Source organism: Rathayibacter rubneri (genome assembly GCF_023743255.1).
GTDB lineage: Bacteria > Actinomycetota > Actinomycetes > Actinomycetales > Microbacteriaceae > Rathayibacter > Rathayibacter rubneri.
Genome location: NZ_JAMRYM010000001.1, coordinates 149,944 through 164,199 on the forward strand (window position 1 = coordinate 149,944; position 14,256 = coordinate 164,199).

The window sequence follows — 14,256 nt, forward strand, 5'->3', positions numbered from 1 at the left end:
CGACAGGGGCCACCCCTGGCGGAGTCGCCCGATCAGGCCCCGAAGCGCGTCGCCGCGACCTTCCGCAGGAACAGCTCGTGGAAGCGGTAGTCGCCTGTGATCTCGGGGTGGAACGACGTGCCCATCAGGTTGCCCTGCTCGACCGCCACGACCCGGCCGTCCGCGATCGCGGCGAGGGCGGTCGCCCGCTCCCCCAGCTCCTCCACGATGGGCGCGCGGATGAAGACCGCGTGCACGGGAGGGTCGCCGATCACCGGCACGTCGAGGTCGGTCTCGAACGAGTCGAGCTGGTTGCCGAACGCATTGCGTCGCACGGTCACGTCGAGCCCGCCGAAGCTGTGCTGCCCGTCGATCCGGTCCAGCACCCTGTCGGCGAGCATGATCAGCCCGGCGCAGGTGCCGTAGACGGGCAGGCCCGCCTCGATCGCCTCGCCGATCGGCTCCGCGAGTCCGAACAGGCGCGAGAGCTTGTCCATCACCGTCGACTCGCCGCCGGGGATGACGAGCCCGGCGACGGACGCGAGCTCGGCGGGACGGCGCACGAGCACCACCTCCGCGCCGAGCTCGCGCAGCACGTTCGCGTGCTCGCGGAAGTCGCCCTGGAGTGCGAGGACGCCGACCCGCAGCCCCTCGAGGGACTCGCGGGTCTCCCCCTCCCCCGCGACGCGGGGCCCGGTGCTACCAGCCACGCTCGGAGAGGCGGTGCGGCGCGGGGACGTCGGACACGTTGATGCCGACCATGGCCTCGCCGAGTCCGCGGGACGCCTCCGCGATGACCTTCGCGTCGTCGTAGAAGGTGGTCGCCTTGACGATCGCCGCGGCGCGCTTGGCCGGGTCGCCCGACTTGAAGATGCCGGAGCCGACGAAGACGCCGTCGGCGCCGAGCTGCATCATGAGCGCCGCGTCGGCCGGGGTGGCCACACCGCCCGCGGTGAACAGCACGACCGGCAGCTTGCCGGTCTGCGCGATCTCGGCGACGAGGTCGTAGGGGGCCTGGAGCTCCTTGGCCGCGACGTACAGCTCGTCCTTGGTCATCGCCTTGAGGCGGTTCACCTCGGCCGAGATGGTGCGGATGTGCTTGGTGGCCTCGGACACGTCGCCGGTGCCGGCCTCGCCCTTCGAGCGGATCATCGCGGCGCCCTCGGTGATGCGGCGCAGCGCCTCGCCCAGGTTCGTTGCTCCGCAGACGAAGGGGACGGTGAACCTCCACTTGTCGATGTGGTTCACGTAGTCGGCCGGCGAGAGGACCTCGGACTCGTCGATGTAGTCGACGCCGAGCTCCGAGAGCACCTGCGCCTCGACGAAGTGGCCGATGCGGGCCTTCGCCATGACGGGGATCGACACGGACGAGACGATCGCGTCGATGAGGTCGGGGTCGCTCATCCGCGCGACGCCGCCCTGCGAGCGGATGTCGGCGGGGACGCGCTCGAGCGCCATGACGGCCACGGCGCCGGCGTCCTCGGCGATGCGGGCCTGCTCGGCGGTGACGACGTCCATGATCACGCCGCCCTTGAGCATCTCGGCGAGACCGCGCTTGACGCGGCTCGAGCCGAACTGCTCCGAGGCAGCGGACGAGGAGGGAGTGGGGGTGTCGGTCATGATCGCGGGTCCTGTTTCTCTGCTCTGTCTCCAGCCGACGGCTGGGCTCTGTCTCCAGCCGACAGCGCCGTCGAGTCTACCGAGGTCCGCCTGCGCGGACCCCGCTCACGCCGCGGGCCAGGCGGCGGCGATGCTGGCGCGGACGTCGCCGAGGAGCTGCGGCAGCGCCTTCGTGCGCGCGATGATCGGGAAGAAGTTCGCGTCCGTCGCCCAGCGCGGCACCACGTGCTGGTGCAGATGCGCGGCGATCCCGGCGCCGGCGACCGCGCCCTGGTTCATCCCGAGGTTGAAGCCGTCGTTGTTCGACACCTCGCGGATCACGCGCATCGCGGTCTGCGTGAGGGCGCCGATCTCGGCCACTTCTTCCGGGGTGGCCTCGTCGTAGAGCGGGATGTGCCGGTACGGGCAGACCAGCAGGTGCCCGGAGTTGTAGGGGAACAGATTGAGCAGGACGTAGGCGTGCTCGCCGCGGGCGACGATCAGCGCCTCCTCGTCGCTCAGCGTGGGCGCGACGCAGAACGGGCAGTCGTCGGCGCCGGGCTGCCCCTTCTGGATGTAGACCATGCGGTGCGGGGTCCACAGCCGCTGGAACTCGTCCGGCACGCCGGCGAGGTGCGCGGAGCCCTCCGCGCCGTCCGGGACGAGATCGTCGTCCACGCTCACACCTGCGCCTTCGAGGCGATCGCCTCGCGGATGCGCGCCACGGCGTCGGCGACCGGGATCCCGTTCTCCTGCGTGCCGTCGCGGAAGCGGAAGCTGACCGCCCCGGCGTCGCGGTCCTTCTCGCCGACGATGATCTGGAAGGGGACCTTCTGCAGCGTGGCGTTGCGGATCTTCTTCTGCATGCGGTCGCTGGAGTAGTCGATCTCGGCGCGGACGCCGGAGCGCTTGAGCTCGCCGACGACCTCCTCGAGGTAGGGGAGGTACTCGTCGGCGATGGGGATGCCGACGACCTGCACGGGAGACAGCCAGACCGGGAACGCGCCGGCGTAGTGCTCGGTGAGGATCGCGAAGAAGCGCTCGATCGAGCCGAACAGCGCGCGGTGGATCATCACGGGCCGCTTCTTCGAGCCGTCGGACGCCGTGTACTCGAGCTCGAAGCGCTCGGGCTGGTTGAAGTCGAGCTGGATCGTCGACATCTGCCAGGTGCGGCCGATCGCGTCGCGGGCCTGCACCGAGATCTTGGGGCCGTAGAACGCCGCTCCGCCGGGATCGGGGACCAGCTCGAGACCCGACTCCACCGCGACCGCGCGGAGGGACTCGATGGCCGCCTCCCACTGCTCGGGGGCGCCGACGAACTTCGGGTTCCCCTCCTCGTTGGTCGAGAGCTCCAGGTAGAAGTCGTTCAGGCCGTAGTCGCGCAGCACCTGGAGGACGAACTCGAGGTTGCGGGTGAGCTCGGCCGCCACGTCCTCCTGCGTCACGTAGATGTGCGCGTCGTCCTGCGTGAGCCCGCGCACGCGGGTGAGGCCCTGCAGGGTGCCGCTCTTCTCGTAGCGGTAGACGGTGCCGAACTCGGCCAGGCGCAGGGGCAGCTCGCGGTAGCTGCGTCCGCGCGAGCGGAAGATCAGGTTGTGGAACGGGCAGTTCATGGGCTTGAGGTAGTAGTCCTGGCCCTGGCGGGTGATGTTCCCGTCCTCGTCCTGCAGCTCGTCGAGGTGCATCGGGGGGAACATGCCCTCGGAGTACCACTGCAGGTGCCCGCTGGTGGTGAAGAGGTCGCCCTTGGTGATGTGCGGCGTGTAGACGAGCTCGTAGTCGTGCGCGAGCAGCTGCTCGCGCATGTACTGCTCGATCTCGTAGCGGATGATGCCGCCCTTGGGGTGGAAGACCGCGAGACCGGAGCCGATCTCGTCGGGGAACGAGAAGAGGTCGAGCTCGTGGCCGAGCTTGCGGTGGTCGCGGCGGGCGGCCTCCTCGAGGCGCGCCTGGTGGGCGCGGAGCTCGTCCTTCGTCGGCCAGGCCGTGCCGTACACGCGCTGCAGCTGCGGGTTCTTCTCGGAGCCCCGCCAGTACGCCGCGGCGTTGCGGGTCAGCGCGTAGCCGTTGCCGATCATGCGGGTGTTGGGCAGGTGGGGACCGCGGCAGAGGTCCTTCCAGACCGTCTCGCCGGTGCGCGGGTCGACGTTGTCGTAGATGGTGAGCTCGGCGCCGCCGACCTCGACCGACTCGTCGTCCGCTCCCCCGCCCTTGAGGCCGATGAGCTCGAGCTTGTAGGGCTCGGCGGACAGCTCGCTCCGGGCCTCCTCCTCGGTCACCACGCGCCGCACGAAGCGCTGGCCCTGCCGGATGATGCGGTCCATCGCCTTCTCGAGCGCCTTCATCGCCTCGGGCGTGAAGGGCTCCTCGACGTCGAAGTCGTAGTAGAAGCCGTCGGTGACGGGCGGGCCGATGCCCAGCTTCGCCTCCGGGTTGCTCTGCTGCACGGCCTGCGCGAGGACGTGCGCGGCGGAGTGGCGGAGGATGCTCAGCCCGTCGGGCGAGGAGATCAGCACCGGCTCGATGCGGTCGCCGGGGACGACCTCCGCCGCCAGGTCCTTCAGCTCGCCGTTGACGCGGATCGCGACGACGGCCCGGTCGGAGAAGTGCGTGAAGCCCGTCCCGGCCTCGGTCACCACCGCGGGGGACTCGTTCTCGGACGGATTCGACGGTTCGTTCGACACGCGCGGACACTCCTCAGGGCTTCGCCAACCCCTCGACTTTAGCCGCCCGCCGGGCAGGGCTCGTCCGCGGCCGACGGCCCGCGGCGAGCGTCCGGCGCCCTAGTCGAGGACGGCGCGCACGCGCTCGTCGAGACCGCGCAGGGCGTCGAGCAGCTCCCCGCGGTCGGCGCCCGGGAGCAGCAGGTCGTTCTGCACGAGGTGGCGGATGAGCACGGTCTCCACATCCGACGGCAGGCCGCCCGACGCGAGGGCGCCCTCCAGCACGGCGAGGACCGAGATCAGTGCCAGTGCGTCGTCGACCGCGAGCGGGTGCTCACTGCTGTCCGTGTCCATGCGTCCGTTCCCGGGCGCCGGAGCACCGGCACCCGTCGAGGTTCCCGACCAGCCTGGCGAAGACGACGGCCCGGAGTGGCGACGCCCCGGCGGGACTTCGTTTCCCGTACAGCGGTCGGGACGGGCGCCCCTCGGCGAGGAGGACGGCCCCGATGCCCGGAACAGCGCCTGGTACGCTGTACCGTCTCCCGCTGGCACGCCGTGCCGGTACGGCGTGCCGGATCCGGTCCGCGACCGGGGAGGAGCCGATCAGGGGGGCGATCCGATGGACCGGCGCGAGCAGATCCTCGAGGCGGCCCGATCGGTGGTCGCCGAGTCCGGCGTCGCCGCCCTGAGCGTCCGGACGGTCGCCGCGCGCGCGGGGATCGGCGCCAGCACGCTGCGCCACCACTTCCCCACCCAGCGGGGTCTGTACGACGCGGTGGTCGCCGAGCTCTTCCACGCCGGCCTCGAGGACCACCGGATCGCCGACCGTCGCCTCGATCCGCTGGAGCGCCTCGTCGAGTGCGTCGGGCAGTTCCTGCCCGCGGCGGACGCTCCTCCCGCCCTGAGCGGCTGGTTCGCGCTCCACGCCGCCGGGCTCGGAGTGGGAGCGACCGATCAGGGCCGGGTGCTGCTCGAGGCGGTCGCCGCGAGCAGCCGCGCGAGCACTGCGCGGTGGATCGACGTGCTGTCGGAGGAGGGCGTGCTGCGACGGGGGCCTCTCGAGCAGCACGTCGAGCTGATCCTCGCTCTCGTCGACGGGCTGAGGATGCGGATGCTCACGCCCGGCAGCCGCGTCGGTCCCGGCGAGGCGCTGGGTCTCCTCGAGGCCGCTCTCGAGAGGGCCGTCATCCGGGACTGAGGATCAGGGGCGGGCGCTCACCCGCTCGGCCGGTCCGTTCAGCTCCCGTCCCAGGGATGCCGACTCCTCGGCCGCCGGAGCGTGGGCGAGCCGCCGCAGCTCCTCCCCCTCGAGCGCCCCGTCCTCGACGAGCTCCGCCGCCAGGCGGGTGAGGGCCGCGAGCGCGGACGCTCCGTGCCGGTCCGGTCCGTTCATCACGCCTCCTCGCGTCGGGACCGTCCTGTGCGCCCGGCGGTGGACGGCGCAGCCCCGCTGCGCCGTCCGGACAGCCGAGCACGCAACCCCTTGTCGACCCTGCGGCGAGGGCGTGGGCTGGGAGCACCCGTCGCCCCGAGCGACTCCTCGACGAAAGGTGCACCCGTGCTCTCCGACTCCCCGATCGGCCCCGTCCTGCTCTCGACCGATCTCGCCGCCTCGCGCGCGTTCTACGCCGACGCGCTCGGCCTCGAGGTGATCGAGGAGAGCGACTCCGCCGTCGCCTACCTCACCGGCGGGACCCGCCTCACCGTGACCGCCAGCAGCACCGGTTCCAAGGACGAGCAGACCAAGGCGTCCTGGCGCGTCGCCGACCTGCGCGCCGAGCTCGACGCCCTCGCCGAGCGCGGCGTGACCCCCGAGGACTACGACACCGACGAACTGCGCACCGAGAACGGCGTCGCCGATCGGGGCAGCGTCTGGTCGGCGTGGATCCTCGACCCGGACGGCAACGCTCTCGGCATCGAGCAGCCCAAGGACTGACCCGCCGGGCTCGGCCCCGCACCCCGGGTGCCGAGCCCTAGAATTCCCCCATGTCCGACGAATCCCCTCGCACTCCGGCGCCCGGGTGGTACCCGCACCCCGCCGACCTCGGCTCGGAGCTCTACTGGGACGGATCCGCCTGGACCGACCGGTCCCGTCCGGCCGCCCCGCAGCCGCCCGCTGCTCCGATCTACGGCACTCCGGACGCCGCCTCCGGCGGTCCGGCGCCCTCGGCGGATCCCGGCTACGGGACCGCACCCTCCGGAACGGGCGGCGCCGCCGGCGATCCGTACTCGTCCGATCCGACGGCGACGAACCCGTACGCGACGAACGCGTACTCGTCCAACCCCTACGCGACGAACCCGTACGCGTCGCCCGCGGCCTCCGGCCGGAACCCGATGGCGATCGCGAGCCTCGTGCTGGGCGTCCTCAGCCTCCTCGTGAACCCGCTCTTCGTCCCCTCCATCCTCGCCATCGTGTTCTCGGTGCGCGGCCGCGCCGCCGCCGCAGTCACGGGTATCGGCCGCGGCATGGCGACCGCCGGCCTGGTGACGGGGATCGCCGGCATCGTCTTCGGCGGCATCGGCTTCCTCGTCAACCTCGGGGGCTTCCTCTCCCAGCTCGGGTCCTGACCGCGGTGCGCGGCCGCCGCTTCGCACCCGCCCCGATGCGTCGATGACGCCGCGTCGGAGCGCCCCCTGGCTCTTCGTCGTCGCCGTCGCCCTCGTCGCACTGGTCCTGCGCGGGCCGATCGTCGCCGTCGCGCCCGTGATCGACTCGATCCGCGACGACCTGTCCCTCTCCTCCGGGCAGGCCGGCGTCCTGACGAGCATCCCCGTGCTCTGCTTCGCCCTGGCGACGCCGCTCGCCCTGCTGGTCATCCGCCGCGCCGGGCCCGACGCCGCGGTGACGGTCACCGTGCTCGGGGTCGCACTCGGCACGATCGTCCGCTCGTCGGGCGACACCGTCGCCGTCGTGGCGGGCACCGTGCTCATCGGCGTCTTCATCACCATCGGCAACGTGGTCGTCCCCGTCGTGATCCGCCGGGACGTCTCCGCCGCACGGGTCGATCTCACCACGGGCGTCTACACGGCCGCCCTCAACATCGGCTCGACGATCACGTCCCTGGGCACGGCGCCCCTCGCCCTCCTCCTGGGCTGGCGCGGCGCCCTCCTGGTCTGGCTCGTCCTCACCCTGCTCGCGCTGCTCGGCTGGCTCGCCGCGGTCGGCCCCTGGCGAGCCGTCCGTCCCGTGCCGCGCACCCCGTCGCCCGATCGCCGCACGGAGGCTCCTCCGCGCATCTGGCGGAGCGCCACGGTGCTCGCGCTCGCGGTCTGCTTCTCCAGCCAGGCGTTCTCGTACTACGGAGTGACCGCGTGGCTGCCGAGCCTCCTCGTCGACCGCAACGGCTTCTCGGTCGAGACCGCCGGAGCGAGCTCCTCCGTCTTCCAGCTCGCAGCGGTCGTCGGCGCACTGGGCGTCCCGCTCCTGGTGCGCCGGCTGCGGCCGCTGGGCAGCATCGCCCTCGTCGGCTCCCTCTGGTGCACGGTGCCGGCGGGGCTCCTGCTGGCACCCGATCTGTGGGCGCTGTGGTGCGCGCTCGGCGGCGTCGCCCAGGGCGGCGGATTCACGGTCGTCTTCGTCCTCGTGGTGCGGCTGTCGCAGTCGGACGCCCATGCATCACGGCTCTCGGCGACGGTCCAGGGGATCGGCTACGCCGTCGCCGCCACCGCCCCCACGGTCCTCGGGTTCGCGCACGACGCGAGCGGCGGCTGGGACGCCCCGCTCCTCCTCGTCCTCGGCGCGACCTGCTCCTTCCTCCTCTTCGGAGTGCTGGCGGCGGCGAGGCAGGGGCGCGGACCGCGCGTCGCACCGTCCGCCTGAGCGCCGCCTGACAGCGCGGGGCACCGGCGTCAAGGGCCACCGCGCACCCGCCGAGCGCCGTAGCGTGGCGGCATGGCCGAGAAGAGCACGACCCGAGAGAAGACCGCGCCCGAGCCCGACGACGCGCGCAAGCCGGACGAGCTGAGCGATCTGACGAAGCGCTCGTGGGGCTACGTGCTCAAGAAGACGATGCGCGAGTTCGGCGCCGATCAGTGCACCGATCTCGCCGCGGCCCTCACCTACTACGCGGTCCTGGCGCTGTTCCCGGCGCTGCTGGCGATCGTCTCGGTGCTGGGGCTCTTCGGCCAGGCTCAGGCGACCACCGACACCGTGCTCGAGCTGATCGGGAACCTCGCGTCCACGCAGGTCGTGGACGTGCTCCGCGACCCGATCGAGTCGCTCACCAGCTCCCCCGCCGCCGGTGTCGCGTTCGTCACCGGTATCCTCGGCGCCCTCTGGTCCGCCTCGGGATACGTCGGGGCCTTCGGCCGTGCGATGAACCGCGTCTACGAGATCGACGAGGGGCGTCCCTTCTGGAAGCTCCGTCCGACGATGCTCGGCGTCACCGTGGCGACGGTCGTCCTGATCGTCGTCGCCGCCCTGATCCTGGTGCTCAGCGGACCGGTCGCCGAAGCCGTCGGTGACGTGGTCGGGCTCGGCCCCGCCGCCCTCACGGTGTGGAACATCGCGAAGTGGCCCGTGCTCCTCGTGATCGCGATCGTGATCGTCGCGATCCTCTACTACTGGGCGCCGAACATCCGCCAGCCGAAGTTCCGCTGGATCGGCGCGGGCTCGATCATCGCCCTGCTGATCTGGCTCATCGCCTCGGTCGGCTTCGGCTTCTACGTCGCCAACTTCTCGAACTACGACCGGACCTACGGCTCGCTCGGCGCGGTCATCGTGTTCCTCCTCTGGATCTGGATCACGAACATCGCGCTCCTGTTCGGCGCCGAGTTCGACGCCGAGCTCGAGCGGGGCCGCGAGCTCCAGGCGGGCATCGAGGCGGAGGAGACCATCCAGCTCCCGCCGCGCGACACCGCCGCGAGCGACAAGAAGGCCGCCGTGCACGAGCAGGACCTGCGCGACGGCCGCTGGCTGCGCCTGGCGTCCGAGAACAAGAAGGGCTCGGACCAGGACAAGGCCGCGGAGGACGGCTCGGCCGGCTGAGCCGCCGGATCAGGACTCGGCGGTCCAGAGCGCTCGGACGTCGACCGTGCCGCTCCACTCGCCGCTGTCGCTGAGCACCGTGTTCGGGGCGCAGGCGTCGCCGTGCACCAGGACCGGATCCTCGAGGGCGGGGACGGCGCCACCGCGCACGGAGCGGTGGAACCAGGAGTCGTGGGCGAGCTCCTCCGGCAGCTCCCGCACCGGAACGTCGTGCAGCGCTCGCAGGTTCCGCGCGACGGCGCGCACCGCGGTCTCCGGACGGGCGATCCACTGCGGATCGACGGCGCTGCGGCCCTCGAGCGCCTCCGTGAGCAGCCACTGACCGCCGTCCTCCTCCCCCGCGTCGAGCACCCGCGGCACCGGATGCCGGCCCTGCAGCCAGCGCAGCCGCGCCGTCTCGCGCCTCAGGTCGATGCCGCTGCCCGCCGGGTTCCACGTGAGAGAGCCCGATGCCACGCGGAACGTCAGACCGTCGGCCTGATTCCGCCACGCCAGCTCCGGTGACGGACCGCCGATGCGGCGTACGACCGCCGGGACGACGACGCCGTCGAGCGAGTACTGCCTCGAGAGGTCGGGTCCGGTCATCCGGCCAGCCTCGGCACCGCCCGCTCACCGATGGTCGAGTCACCTGCTGCGGTGTGGTCAGACCACATGCTACGGTGTGGTCTGACCACAGAGGGAGGCGGCGATGAGCGACACGGAGCGCGCCTGGGAGGCCGTCCTCGCGCATGTCGAGGGCCTGCTCCTCACCGGCGCCCTGGGCCCCGGCGACCGTCTCCCCGCAGAGCGCGCACTCGCCCTCGAGCTCGGCGTCGGCCGCTCCTCCGTCCGCGAGGCCGTCCGCGTCCTCGAGGTGATGGGGCTCGTGCGCACCCGAGCCGGTTCCGGCCCCGCGGCCGGCGCCGTCATCGTCGCCCGGCCGACGGGAGGCATGAGCGCCCTCCTGCGACTGCAGGTCGCCGCGAGCGGATTCGCCGTGGAGGACGTCGTCCGCACCCGCCTGGTCCTGGAGACGGCCGTGGTCGACGACCTGGCGCGCACCGCGTCGATCCCCCTGGGCGAGAGCCGCGAGCTCCTGGACGCGATGGACGCGGACGCGATCGATCACGACGCCTTCCTGGCGCTCGACCAGCAGTTCCACCTCTCCCTCGCCGAGGCGTCCGGCAACGCCGTCATCGCCGCCATGACGGCAGGGCTGCGCGACGCCGTCGAGAGCTACGTGCTCGCTGCCGCTCGGACCCTGCCCGACTGGCCGCGCACCCGCGACCGCCTGCGGAGCGAGCACCGAGCCCTGGTCGCCGCGATCGCGGCCGCCGACCCCGACCGCGCCCGCGCGCTCGTCGAGGCCCACATCTCCGGCTACTACGCCGAGACCCACCTGACACCCAGCGAAGCGGAGAAGGACTGACCATGGTCGACCGACGAATCCCGAAGGTGCGCGATCTCGCGCCCCTCATGCAGTTCAAGAAGCCCGAGCTCGACCTCAAGAAGGCCCGGCTCGACAAGGCGCTGACGATCCACGATCTGCAGCGCATCGCGAAGCGGCGCACACCCAAGGCCGCGTTCGACTACACGGAGGGCGCCGCCGAAGCCGAGATCTCGCTCGGCCGCGCTCGCCAGGCGTTCGAGGACATCGAGTTCCACCCGGCGATCCTCCGCGACGTGTCGGAGGTCAGCACCGGCTGGGACGTCCTCGGCGCTCCGGTCTCGCTCCCCTTCGGCATCGCGCCGACGGGCTTCACCCGCATGATGCAGACCGAGGGCGAGATCGCCGGCGCGCGCAACGCGGCCAAGTGGGGCATCCCCTTCTCCCTCTCCACGATGGGCACCACCGCCATCGAGGACGTGAAGGCCGCCAACCCCGACGGACGCAACTGGTTCCAGCTCTACATGTGGAAGGACCGCGACCGGTCGATGGCGCTGGTCGACCGGGCCGCCGCGTCCGGCTTCGACACCCTCCTCGTGACGGTCGACGTCCCGGTGGCCGGCGCCCGCCTCCGTGACAAGCGCAACGGCTTCTCGATCCCGCCGCAGCTCACGCTGGGCACCGTCGTGAACGCGATGCCGCGCCCGTGGTGGTGGGTCGACTTCCTCACCACCGAGCCGCTGTCGTTCGCGTCGCTGGACCGCTGGTCGGGCACCGTCGGCGAGCTGCTCGACACCATGTTCGACCCGACCGTGGGCTTCGAGGACCTGGCGTGGATCCGCGACCAGTGGCCGGGGAAGATCGTCGTCAAGGGCATCCAGACCGTCGACGACGCCCGCCGCGTCGCCGAGCTCGGCGTGGACGGCATCGTGCTCTCGAACCACGGCGGCCGCCAGCTCGACCGCGCGCCCATCCCCTTCCACCTCCTCCCCGAGGTGGTCCGCGAGGTCGGCACCGGCAGCACGTCCGGCATGGAGGTCCACCTCGACACCGGCATCATGTCCGGCGCCGACATCGTCGCGTCGGTCGCGCTCGGCGCCCGCTTCACGCTCGTCGGCCGCGCCTACCTGTACGGCCTCATGGCCGGCGGCGAGGCGGGCGTGAACCGCATGATCGAGATCCTCTCCGAGCAGATCACCCGCACCATGCGGCTGCTGGGCGTCAACTCCCTCGAGGAGCTGAACCCGTCGCACGTCACGCAGCTCCAGCGCCTGGCGCCGCGCAGCGTGTCGCCGCAGTTCGTGCTGGCGGACTAGCGACCCGCGCGACCTGCGCGCCGCGCGTCAGCGGGCGCGCAGGTAGCGCAGCAGGAGGGTGTCTCCGGAGGCGAGGACGTGCGCGAGGCGCTGCGTCCTCGCCTCCAGTGCGTCCCCGCGGGCGATGCGCCCGGCGTCGCCCGACTCCAGCGTCGGGCTGATCGTCAGATCGAGCTCGTCGACCACGTCGTGGGCGAGGAGGGTGCCGAGCAGCGCCGGCCCGCCCTCGCAGTGGATGCGGCCCAGTCCGCGCTCGGCGAGGGCGTCCCTCATCCGCGCGGCGTCCAGCGCCTCCTCCCCGCAGACGAGCACATCGGCCACCTCGCCGAGCTCCGAGCGCTTGCGCGACGGGGACGACCCCGTGGTGACGACGACCGGGCGCACGGGCGCCTCGGTGAAGATCCGCGACGCCGGATCGAGCTCGAGCGAGCCCGAGACGATCGCGAACACCGGATGCGGCTCCCGGCCCTGGGCGGATCGCGCGCGCGCCGACGCCTCCCCCAGCACCATCGGCCCGTAGCCCTCGGTGCGCACCGTGCCGGCCGCGACGAGCACCACGTCGGCGAGTCGGCGCAGCAGATCGAAGACCCGCTCGTCCGCCTCGCCGCCGAGCGCGCCCGAAAGCCCCTCGCGGGTCACCGCCCCGTCGATGCTCGAGACGAAGTTGACCCGCAGCCACTCGTCGGCCGAGTCCTCGGAGTAGAGCGCGAGGAGCGCGTCGTCGTCCAGCGCGCGCAGCGGCGACGGGAGCAGTCGATCGATCGCCGCGCTCATGCGACGGGCTCGATGTTGTGGCGGAGGAAGGCGGGCGCCCGCCAGCCGAGCACCGCCTCGGTGAGCCGCACCGCGTCCACCGCCTGCCGCACGTCGTGCATCCGCACGATCCTCGCTCCGTTCAGGATGCAGATCACGGCGGCGGCCAGCGAGCCCTCCAGCCGCTCCCCCTGCGGGCGGTCGAGCGTCTCGCCGATGAAGTCCTTGTTCGAGACCGCCGCGAGCACAGGAAGGCCCAGGGCCGCCACCTCGCCGAGCCGGCGCGTGAGCTCGAGCGTGTGCAGGGTGTTCTTGTTGAGGTCGTGGCCCGGGTCGACGATGATCCGCTCGCGCGGGATCCCGCCCGCGAGTGCCCGCTCCACCCGCTCGCGCACGTGCTCGATCACCGAGGCGACGACGTCGTCGTACTCGGGTCGAAGGGGCTCGCTCCGCGGCTCGCCCAGGCTGTGGGTGATCACGAGCTGGGCGCTCGAGGATGCCACCGTCTCGAGCATCGCCGGATCGTGCAGTCCGCTCGTGTCGTTGACGACGGAGGCGCCCTCGGCGATGCTCAGCCGCGCCACCTCGGCACGGGTGGTGTCGACCGACACGACCACGTCGCTCCGCTCGTGGATCCCGGCCACGACCGGGACCACCCGGTCGATCTCCTCCTGCAGCGACACGGCGGGTCCGCGCCCGAAGGGCACCCCGCCGATGTCGACCCAGTCGGCGCCCTGCTCGGCCGCGCGCACCGAGGCGGCGACCGCTCTGTCGAGCGCGAAGGTCGAGCCCTTGTCGTAGAAGGAGTCGGGGGTGCGGTTCACGACCGCCATCACGGCGACCTGCCGCTCGAAGTCGAACTCACGTCCGCCGATGGTGCGGGTCATGCTCCAGCCGTCCCTCTCGGTCCGTGCGCCGGTCGATCGCCGGTGCGGCCGCCGCCCACCCTAGACGTTGCGGCTCGGAGAGGCCTGCGGTCCGGGCGGCACAAGGGGCGCCTCGTCCGAGAGCTCCAGCAGGCGCTGGAAGAGGATGTGGTCCTGCCACTCCCCCGCGATGCGCAGGTACCGCCGGGCGACGCCGATGCGCTCGAAGCCGTTGCGCTCGAGCACGGTCTGCGAGCCGACGTTGTGCAGCAGAGTCCCCGCCTGCACCCGGTGCAGATTCAGCTCGTCGCGGGCGAGGCGGACGGCCTCTCCGACGGCGCGGGTCATCAGCCCGCGCCCCTCCAGATCGGCGTCGAGCCAGTAGCCCATCTCGGCGCTCTCGAAGGCGCCCCGGAGGATGTTCGAGAGCGTGATCCGGCCGACGATCGCGTCGCCCTGTGCGAGGACCAGGGGCAGGACGCTCCCGGAGCGGTGCGCGAAGAGGGAGTCGGCGATCGCGTCGGTCTGTCCGCCCGCCTCGAAGAAGCGCGTCGACCGCAGCGGCTCCCAGGGCGCGAGGTGCCGGCGGTTGCGGCGGTACGCGGCCGAGAGGGCGGGGCCGTCCTCGCGGGCGACGAGACGGAGGATCGTGCTCTCGTCGAGACGGATCGCAGCAGGCACGTCCCCGAGGGTAGCCCGGGTGCCGGGTGCGCAGGACCTCGCCGGA

General features: G+C 72.2%; 17 protein-coding genes. 7 read left to right on the forward strand and 10 right to left on the reverse strand.

All coding sequences use genetic code 11. The features are described from left to right. Nucleotides 1-32: 32 nt before the first annotated feature. The 5 genes from pdxT to NB037_RS00690 all read right to left on the reverse strand — a co-directional run bounded on the left by pdxT (nucleotide 33) and on the right by NB037_RS00690 (nucleotide 4,595). On the reverse strand, nucleotides 33-626 hold the full coding sequence (gene pdxT / locus NB037_RS00670; RefSeq protein WP_251942764.1) for a pyridoxal 5'-phosphate synthase glutaminase subunit PdxT: 594 nt from the start codon (nucleotides 624-626) through the stop codon (nucleotides 33-35). Nucleotides 627-678: 52 nt separating this feature from the next. Continuing rightward, nucleotides 679-1,599 carry a pyridoxal 5'-phosphate synthase lyase subunit PdxS gene (pdxS, locus tag NB037_RS00675; RefSeq protein WP_207404963.1) on the reverse strand — a complete coding sequence of 307 codons (921 nt, stop codon included), beginning with the start codon at nucleotides 1,597-1,599 and terminating at the stop codon, nucleotides 679-681. Between the two features lie 105 nt (nucleotides 1,600-1,704). Continuing rightward, a complete protein-coding gene (locus NB037_RS00680) occupies nucleotides 1,705-2,256 on the reverse strand; it encodes an HIT family protein (protein ID WP_251942672.1) in 552 nt (183 codons plus the stop codon). 2 nt (nucleotides 2,257-2,258) lie between these two features. Then, nucleotides 2,259-4,217 carry a threonine--tRNA ligase gene (gene thrS, locus NB037_RS00685; protein WP_251942766.1) on the reverse strand — a complete coding sequence of 653 codons (1,959 nt, stop codon included), beginning with the start codon at nucleotides 4,215-4,217 and terminating at the stop codon, nucleotides 2,259-2,261. A gap of 144 nt (nucleotides 4,218-4,361) precedes the next feature. Next, nucleotides 4,362-4,595 carry a hypothetical protein gene (locus NB037_RS00690; RefSeq protein ID WP_251942674.1) on the reverse strand — a complete coding sequence of 78 codons (234 nt, stop codon included), beginning with the start codon at nucleotides 4,593-4,595 and terminating at the stop codon, nucleotides 4,362-4,364. Nucleotides 4,596-4,860: 265 nt separating this feature from the next. Between NB037_RS00690 and NB037_RS00695 the strand changes: the two genes are divergently transcribed. Further along, a complete protein-coding gene (locus NB037_RS00695; protein WP_251942675.1) occupies nucleotides 4,861-5,439 on the forward strand; it encodes a TetR/AcrR family transcriptional regulator in 579 nt (192 codons plus the stop codon). Nucleotides 5,440-5,442: 3 nt separating this feature from the next. Here NB037_RS00695 and NB037_RS00700 read toward each other — a convergent pair whose 3' ends face one another. After that, entirely contained in the window at nucleotides 5,443-5,634 is a 192-nt protein-coding gene (locus tag NB037_RS00700) for a hypothetical protein (protein WP_251942677.1), read from the reverse strand. A 165-nt stretch (nucleotides 5,635-5,799) separates the two neighbouring features. Between NB037_RS00700 and NB037_RS00705 the strand changes: the two genes are divergently transcribed. From NB037_RS00705 to NB037_RS00720, 4 genes are all read left to right on the forward strand, one after another. Beyond that, a complete protein-coding gene (locus tag NB037_RS00705; protein WP_251942679.1) occupies nucleotides 5,800-6,177 on the forward strand; it encodes a VOC family protein in 378 nt (125 codons plus the stop codon). A 50-nt stretch (nucleotides 6,178-6,227) separates the two neighbouring features. Then, nucleotides 6,228-6,809: a DUF4190 domain-containing protein gene (locus tag NB037_RS00710; RefSeq protein ID WP_251942681.1), complete on the forward strand. Its 582-nt coding sequence runs from the start codon at nucleotides 6,228-6,230 to the stop codon at nucleotides 6,807-6,809. A 43-nt stretch (nucleotides 6,810-6,852) separates the two neighbouring features. Further along, nucleotides 6,853-8,061, forward strand: coding sequence for an MFS transporter (locus tag NB037_RS00715; protein ID WP_251942683.1), 1,209 nt, complete (start codon nucleotides 6,853-6,855; stop codon nucleotides 8,059-8,061). Between the two features lie 72 nt (nucleotides 8,062-8,133). Then, nucleotides 8,134-9,228: a YihY/virulence factor BrkB family protein gene (locus tag NB037_RS00720; protein WP_251942686.1), complete on the forward strand. Its 1,095-nt coding sequence runs from the start codon at nucleotides 8,134-8,136 to the stop codon at nucleotides 9,226-9,228. A gap of 9 nt (nucleotides 9,229-9,237) precedes the next feature. On the opposite strand, the gene NB037_RS00725 is transcribed toward NB037_RS00720, so the two are convergent. Beyond that, nucleotides 9,238-9,813, reverse strand: coding sequence for a phosphotransferase (locus NB037_RS00725; RefSeq protein WP_251942688.1), 576 nt, complete (start codon nucleotides 9,811-9,813; stop codon nucleotides 9,238-9,240). A 103-nt stretch (nucleotides 9,814-9,916) separates the two neighbouring features. Here NB037_RS00725 and NB037_RS00730 point away from each other — a divergent pair, with 103 nt between their 5' ends. Both NB037_RS00730 and NB037_RS00735 read left to right on the forward strand, forming a co-directional pair. Then, nucleotides 9,917-10,636 (forward strand): FadR/GntR family transcriptional regulator, encoded by a 720-nt coding sequence (locus NB037_RS00730; RefSeq protein WP_251942690.1) that lies wholly within the window; start codon nucleotides 9,917-9,919, stop codon nucleotides 10,634-10,636. A 2-nt stretch (nucleotides 10,637-10,638) separates the two neighbouring features. Next, nucleotides 10,639-11,910 (forward strand): alpha-hydroxy acid oxidase, encoded by a 1,272-nt coding sequence (locus tag NB037_RS00735; RefSeq protein WP_207404983.1) that lies wholly within the window; start codon nucleotides 10,639-10,641, stop codon nucleotides 11,908-11,910. A gap of 27 nt (nucleotides 11,911-11,937) precedes the next feature. On the opposite strand, the gene NB037_RS00740 is transcribed toward NB037_RS00735, so the two are convergent. The 3 genes from NB037_RS00740 to NB037_RS00750 are packed head-to-tail and all read right to left on the reverse strand — an operon-like array spanning nucleotide 11,938 to nucleotide 14,210. After that, nucleotides 11,938-12,684 (reverse strand): pyrimidine reductase family protein, encoded by a 747-nt coding sequence (locus NB037_RS00740; protein WP_251942692.1) that lies wholly within the window; start codon nucleotides 12,682-12,684, stop codon nucleotides 11,938-11,940. Continuing rightward, on the reverse strand, nucleotides 12,681-13,550 hold the full coding sequence (gene folP / locus NB037_RS00745) for a dihydropteroate synthase (RefSeq protein ID WP_251942694.1): 870 nt from the start codon (nucleotides 13,548-13,550) through the stop codon (nucleotides 12,681-12,683). Before folP ends, NB037_RS00740 begins: the two co-directional genes overlap by 4 nt. 60 nt (nucleotides 13,551-13,610) lie before the next feature. Next, on the reverse strand, nucleotides 13,611-14,210 hold the full coding sequence (locus NB037_RS00750; protein ID WP_251942696.1) for a GNAT family N-acetyltransferase: 600 nt from the start codon (nucleotides 14,208-14,210) through the stop codon (nucleotides 13,611-13,613). Between the last annotated feature and the right edge of the window lie 46 nt (nucleotides 14,211-14,256).

Excerpts from the sequence above, each read along its gene's own strand:
- pdxS (WP_207404963.1), bottom strand. The coding sequence starts at position 1,599 with ATGACCGACACCCCCACTCCCTCCTCGTCCGCTGCCTCGGAGCAGTTC.
- NB037_RS00690 (WP_251942674.1), bottom strand. The coding sequence starts at position 4,595 with ATGGACACGGACAGCAGTGAGCACCCGCTCGCGGTCGACGACGCACTG.
- NB037_RS00695 (WP_251942675.1), top strand. The coding sequence starts at position 4,861 with ATGGACCGGCGCGAGCAGATCCTCGAGGCGGCCCGATCGGTGGTCGCC.
- NB037_RS00700 (WP_251942677.1), bottom strand. The coding sequence starts at position 5,634 with ATGAACGGACCGGACCGGCACGGAGCGTCCGCGCTCGCGGCCCTCACC.
- NB037_RS00710 (WP_251942681.1), top strand. The coding sequence starts at position 6,228 with ATGTCCGACGAATCCCCTCGCACTCCGGCGCCCGGGTGGTACCCGCAC.
- NB037_RS00715 (WP_251942683.1), top strand. The coding sequence starts at position 6,853 with ATGACGCCGCGTCGGAGCGCCCCCTGGCTCTTCGTCGTCGCCGTCGCC.
- NB037_RS00720 (WP_251942686.1), top strand. The coding sequence starts at position 8,134 with ATGGCCGAGAAGAGCACGACCCGAGAGAAGACCGCGCCCGAGCCCGAC.
- NB037_RS00725 (WP_251942688.1), bottom strand. The coding sequence starts at position 9,813 with ATGACCGGACCCGACCTCTCGAGGCAGTACTCGCTCGACGGCGTCGTC.
- NB037_RS00730 (WP_251942690.1), top strand. The coding sequence starts at position 9,917 with ATGAGCGACACGGAGCGCGCCTGGGAGGCCGTCCTCGCGCATGTCGAG.
- NB037_RS00735 (WP_207404983.1), top strand. The coding sequence starts at position 10,639 with ATGGTCGACCGACGAATCCCGAAGGTGCGCGATCTCGCGCCCCTCATG.
- NB037_RS00740 (WP_251942692.1), bottom strand. The coding sequence starts at position 12,684 with ATGAGCGCGGCGATCGATCGACTGCTCCCGTCGCCGCTGCGCGCGCTG.
- folP (WP_251942694.1), bottom strand. The coding sequence starts at position 13,550 with ATGACCCGCACCATCGGCGGACGTGAGTTCGACTTCGAGCGGCAGGTC.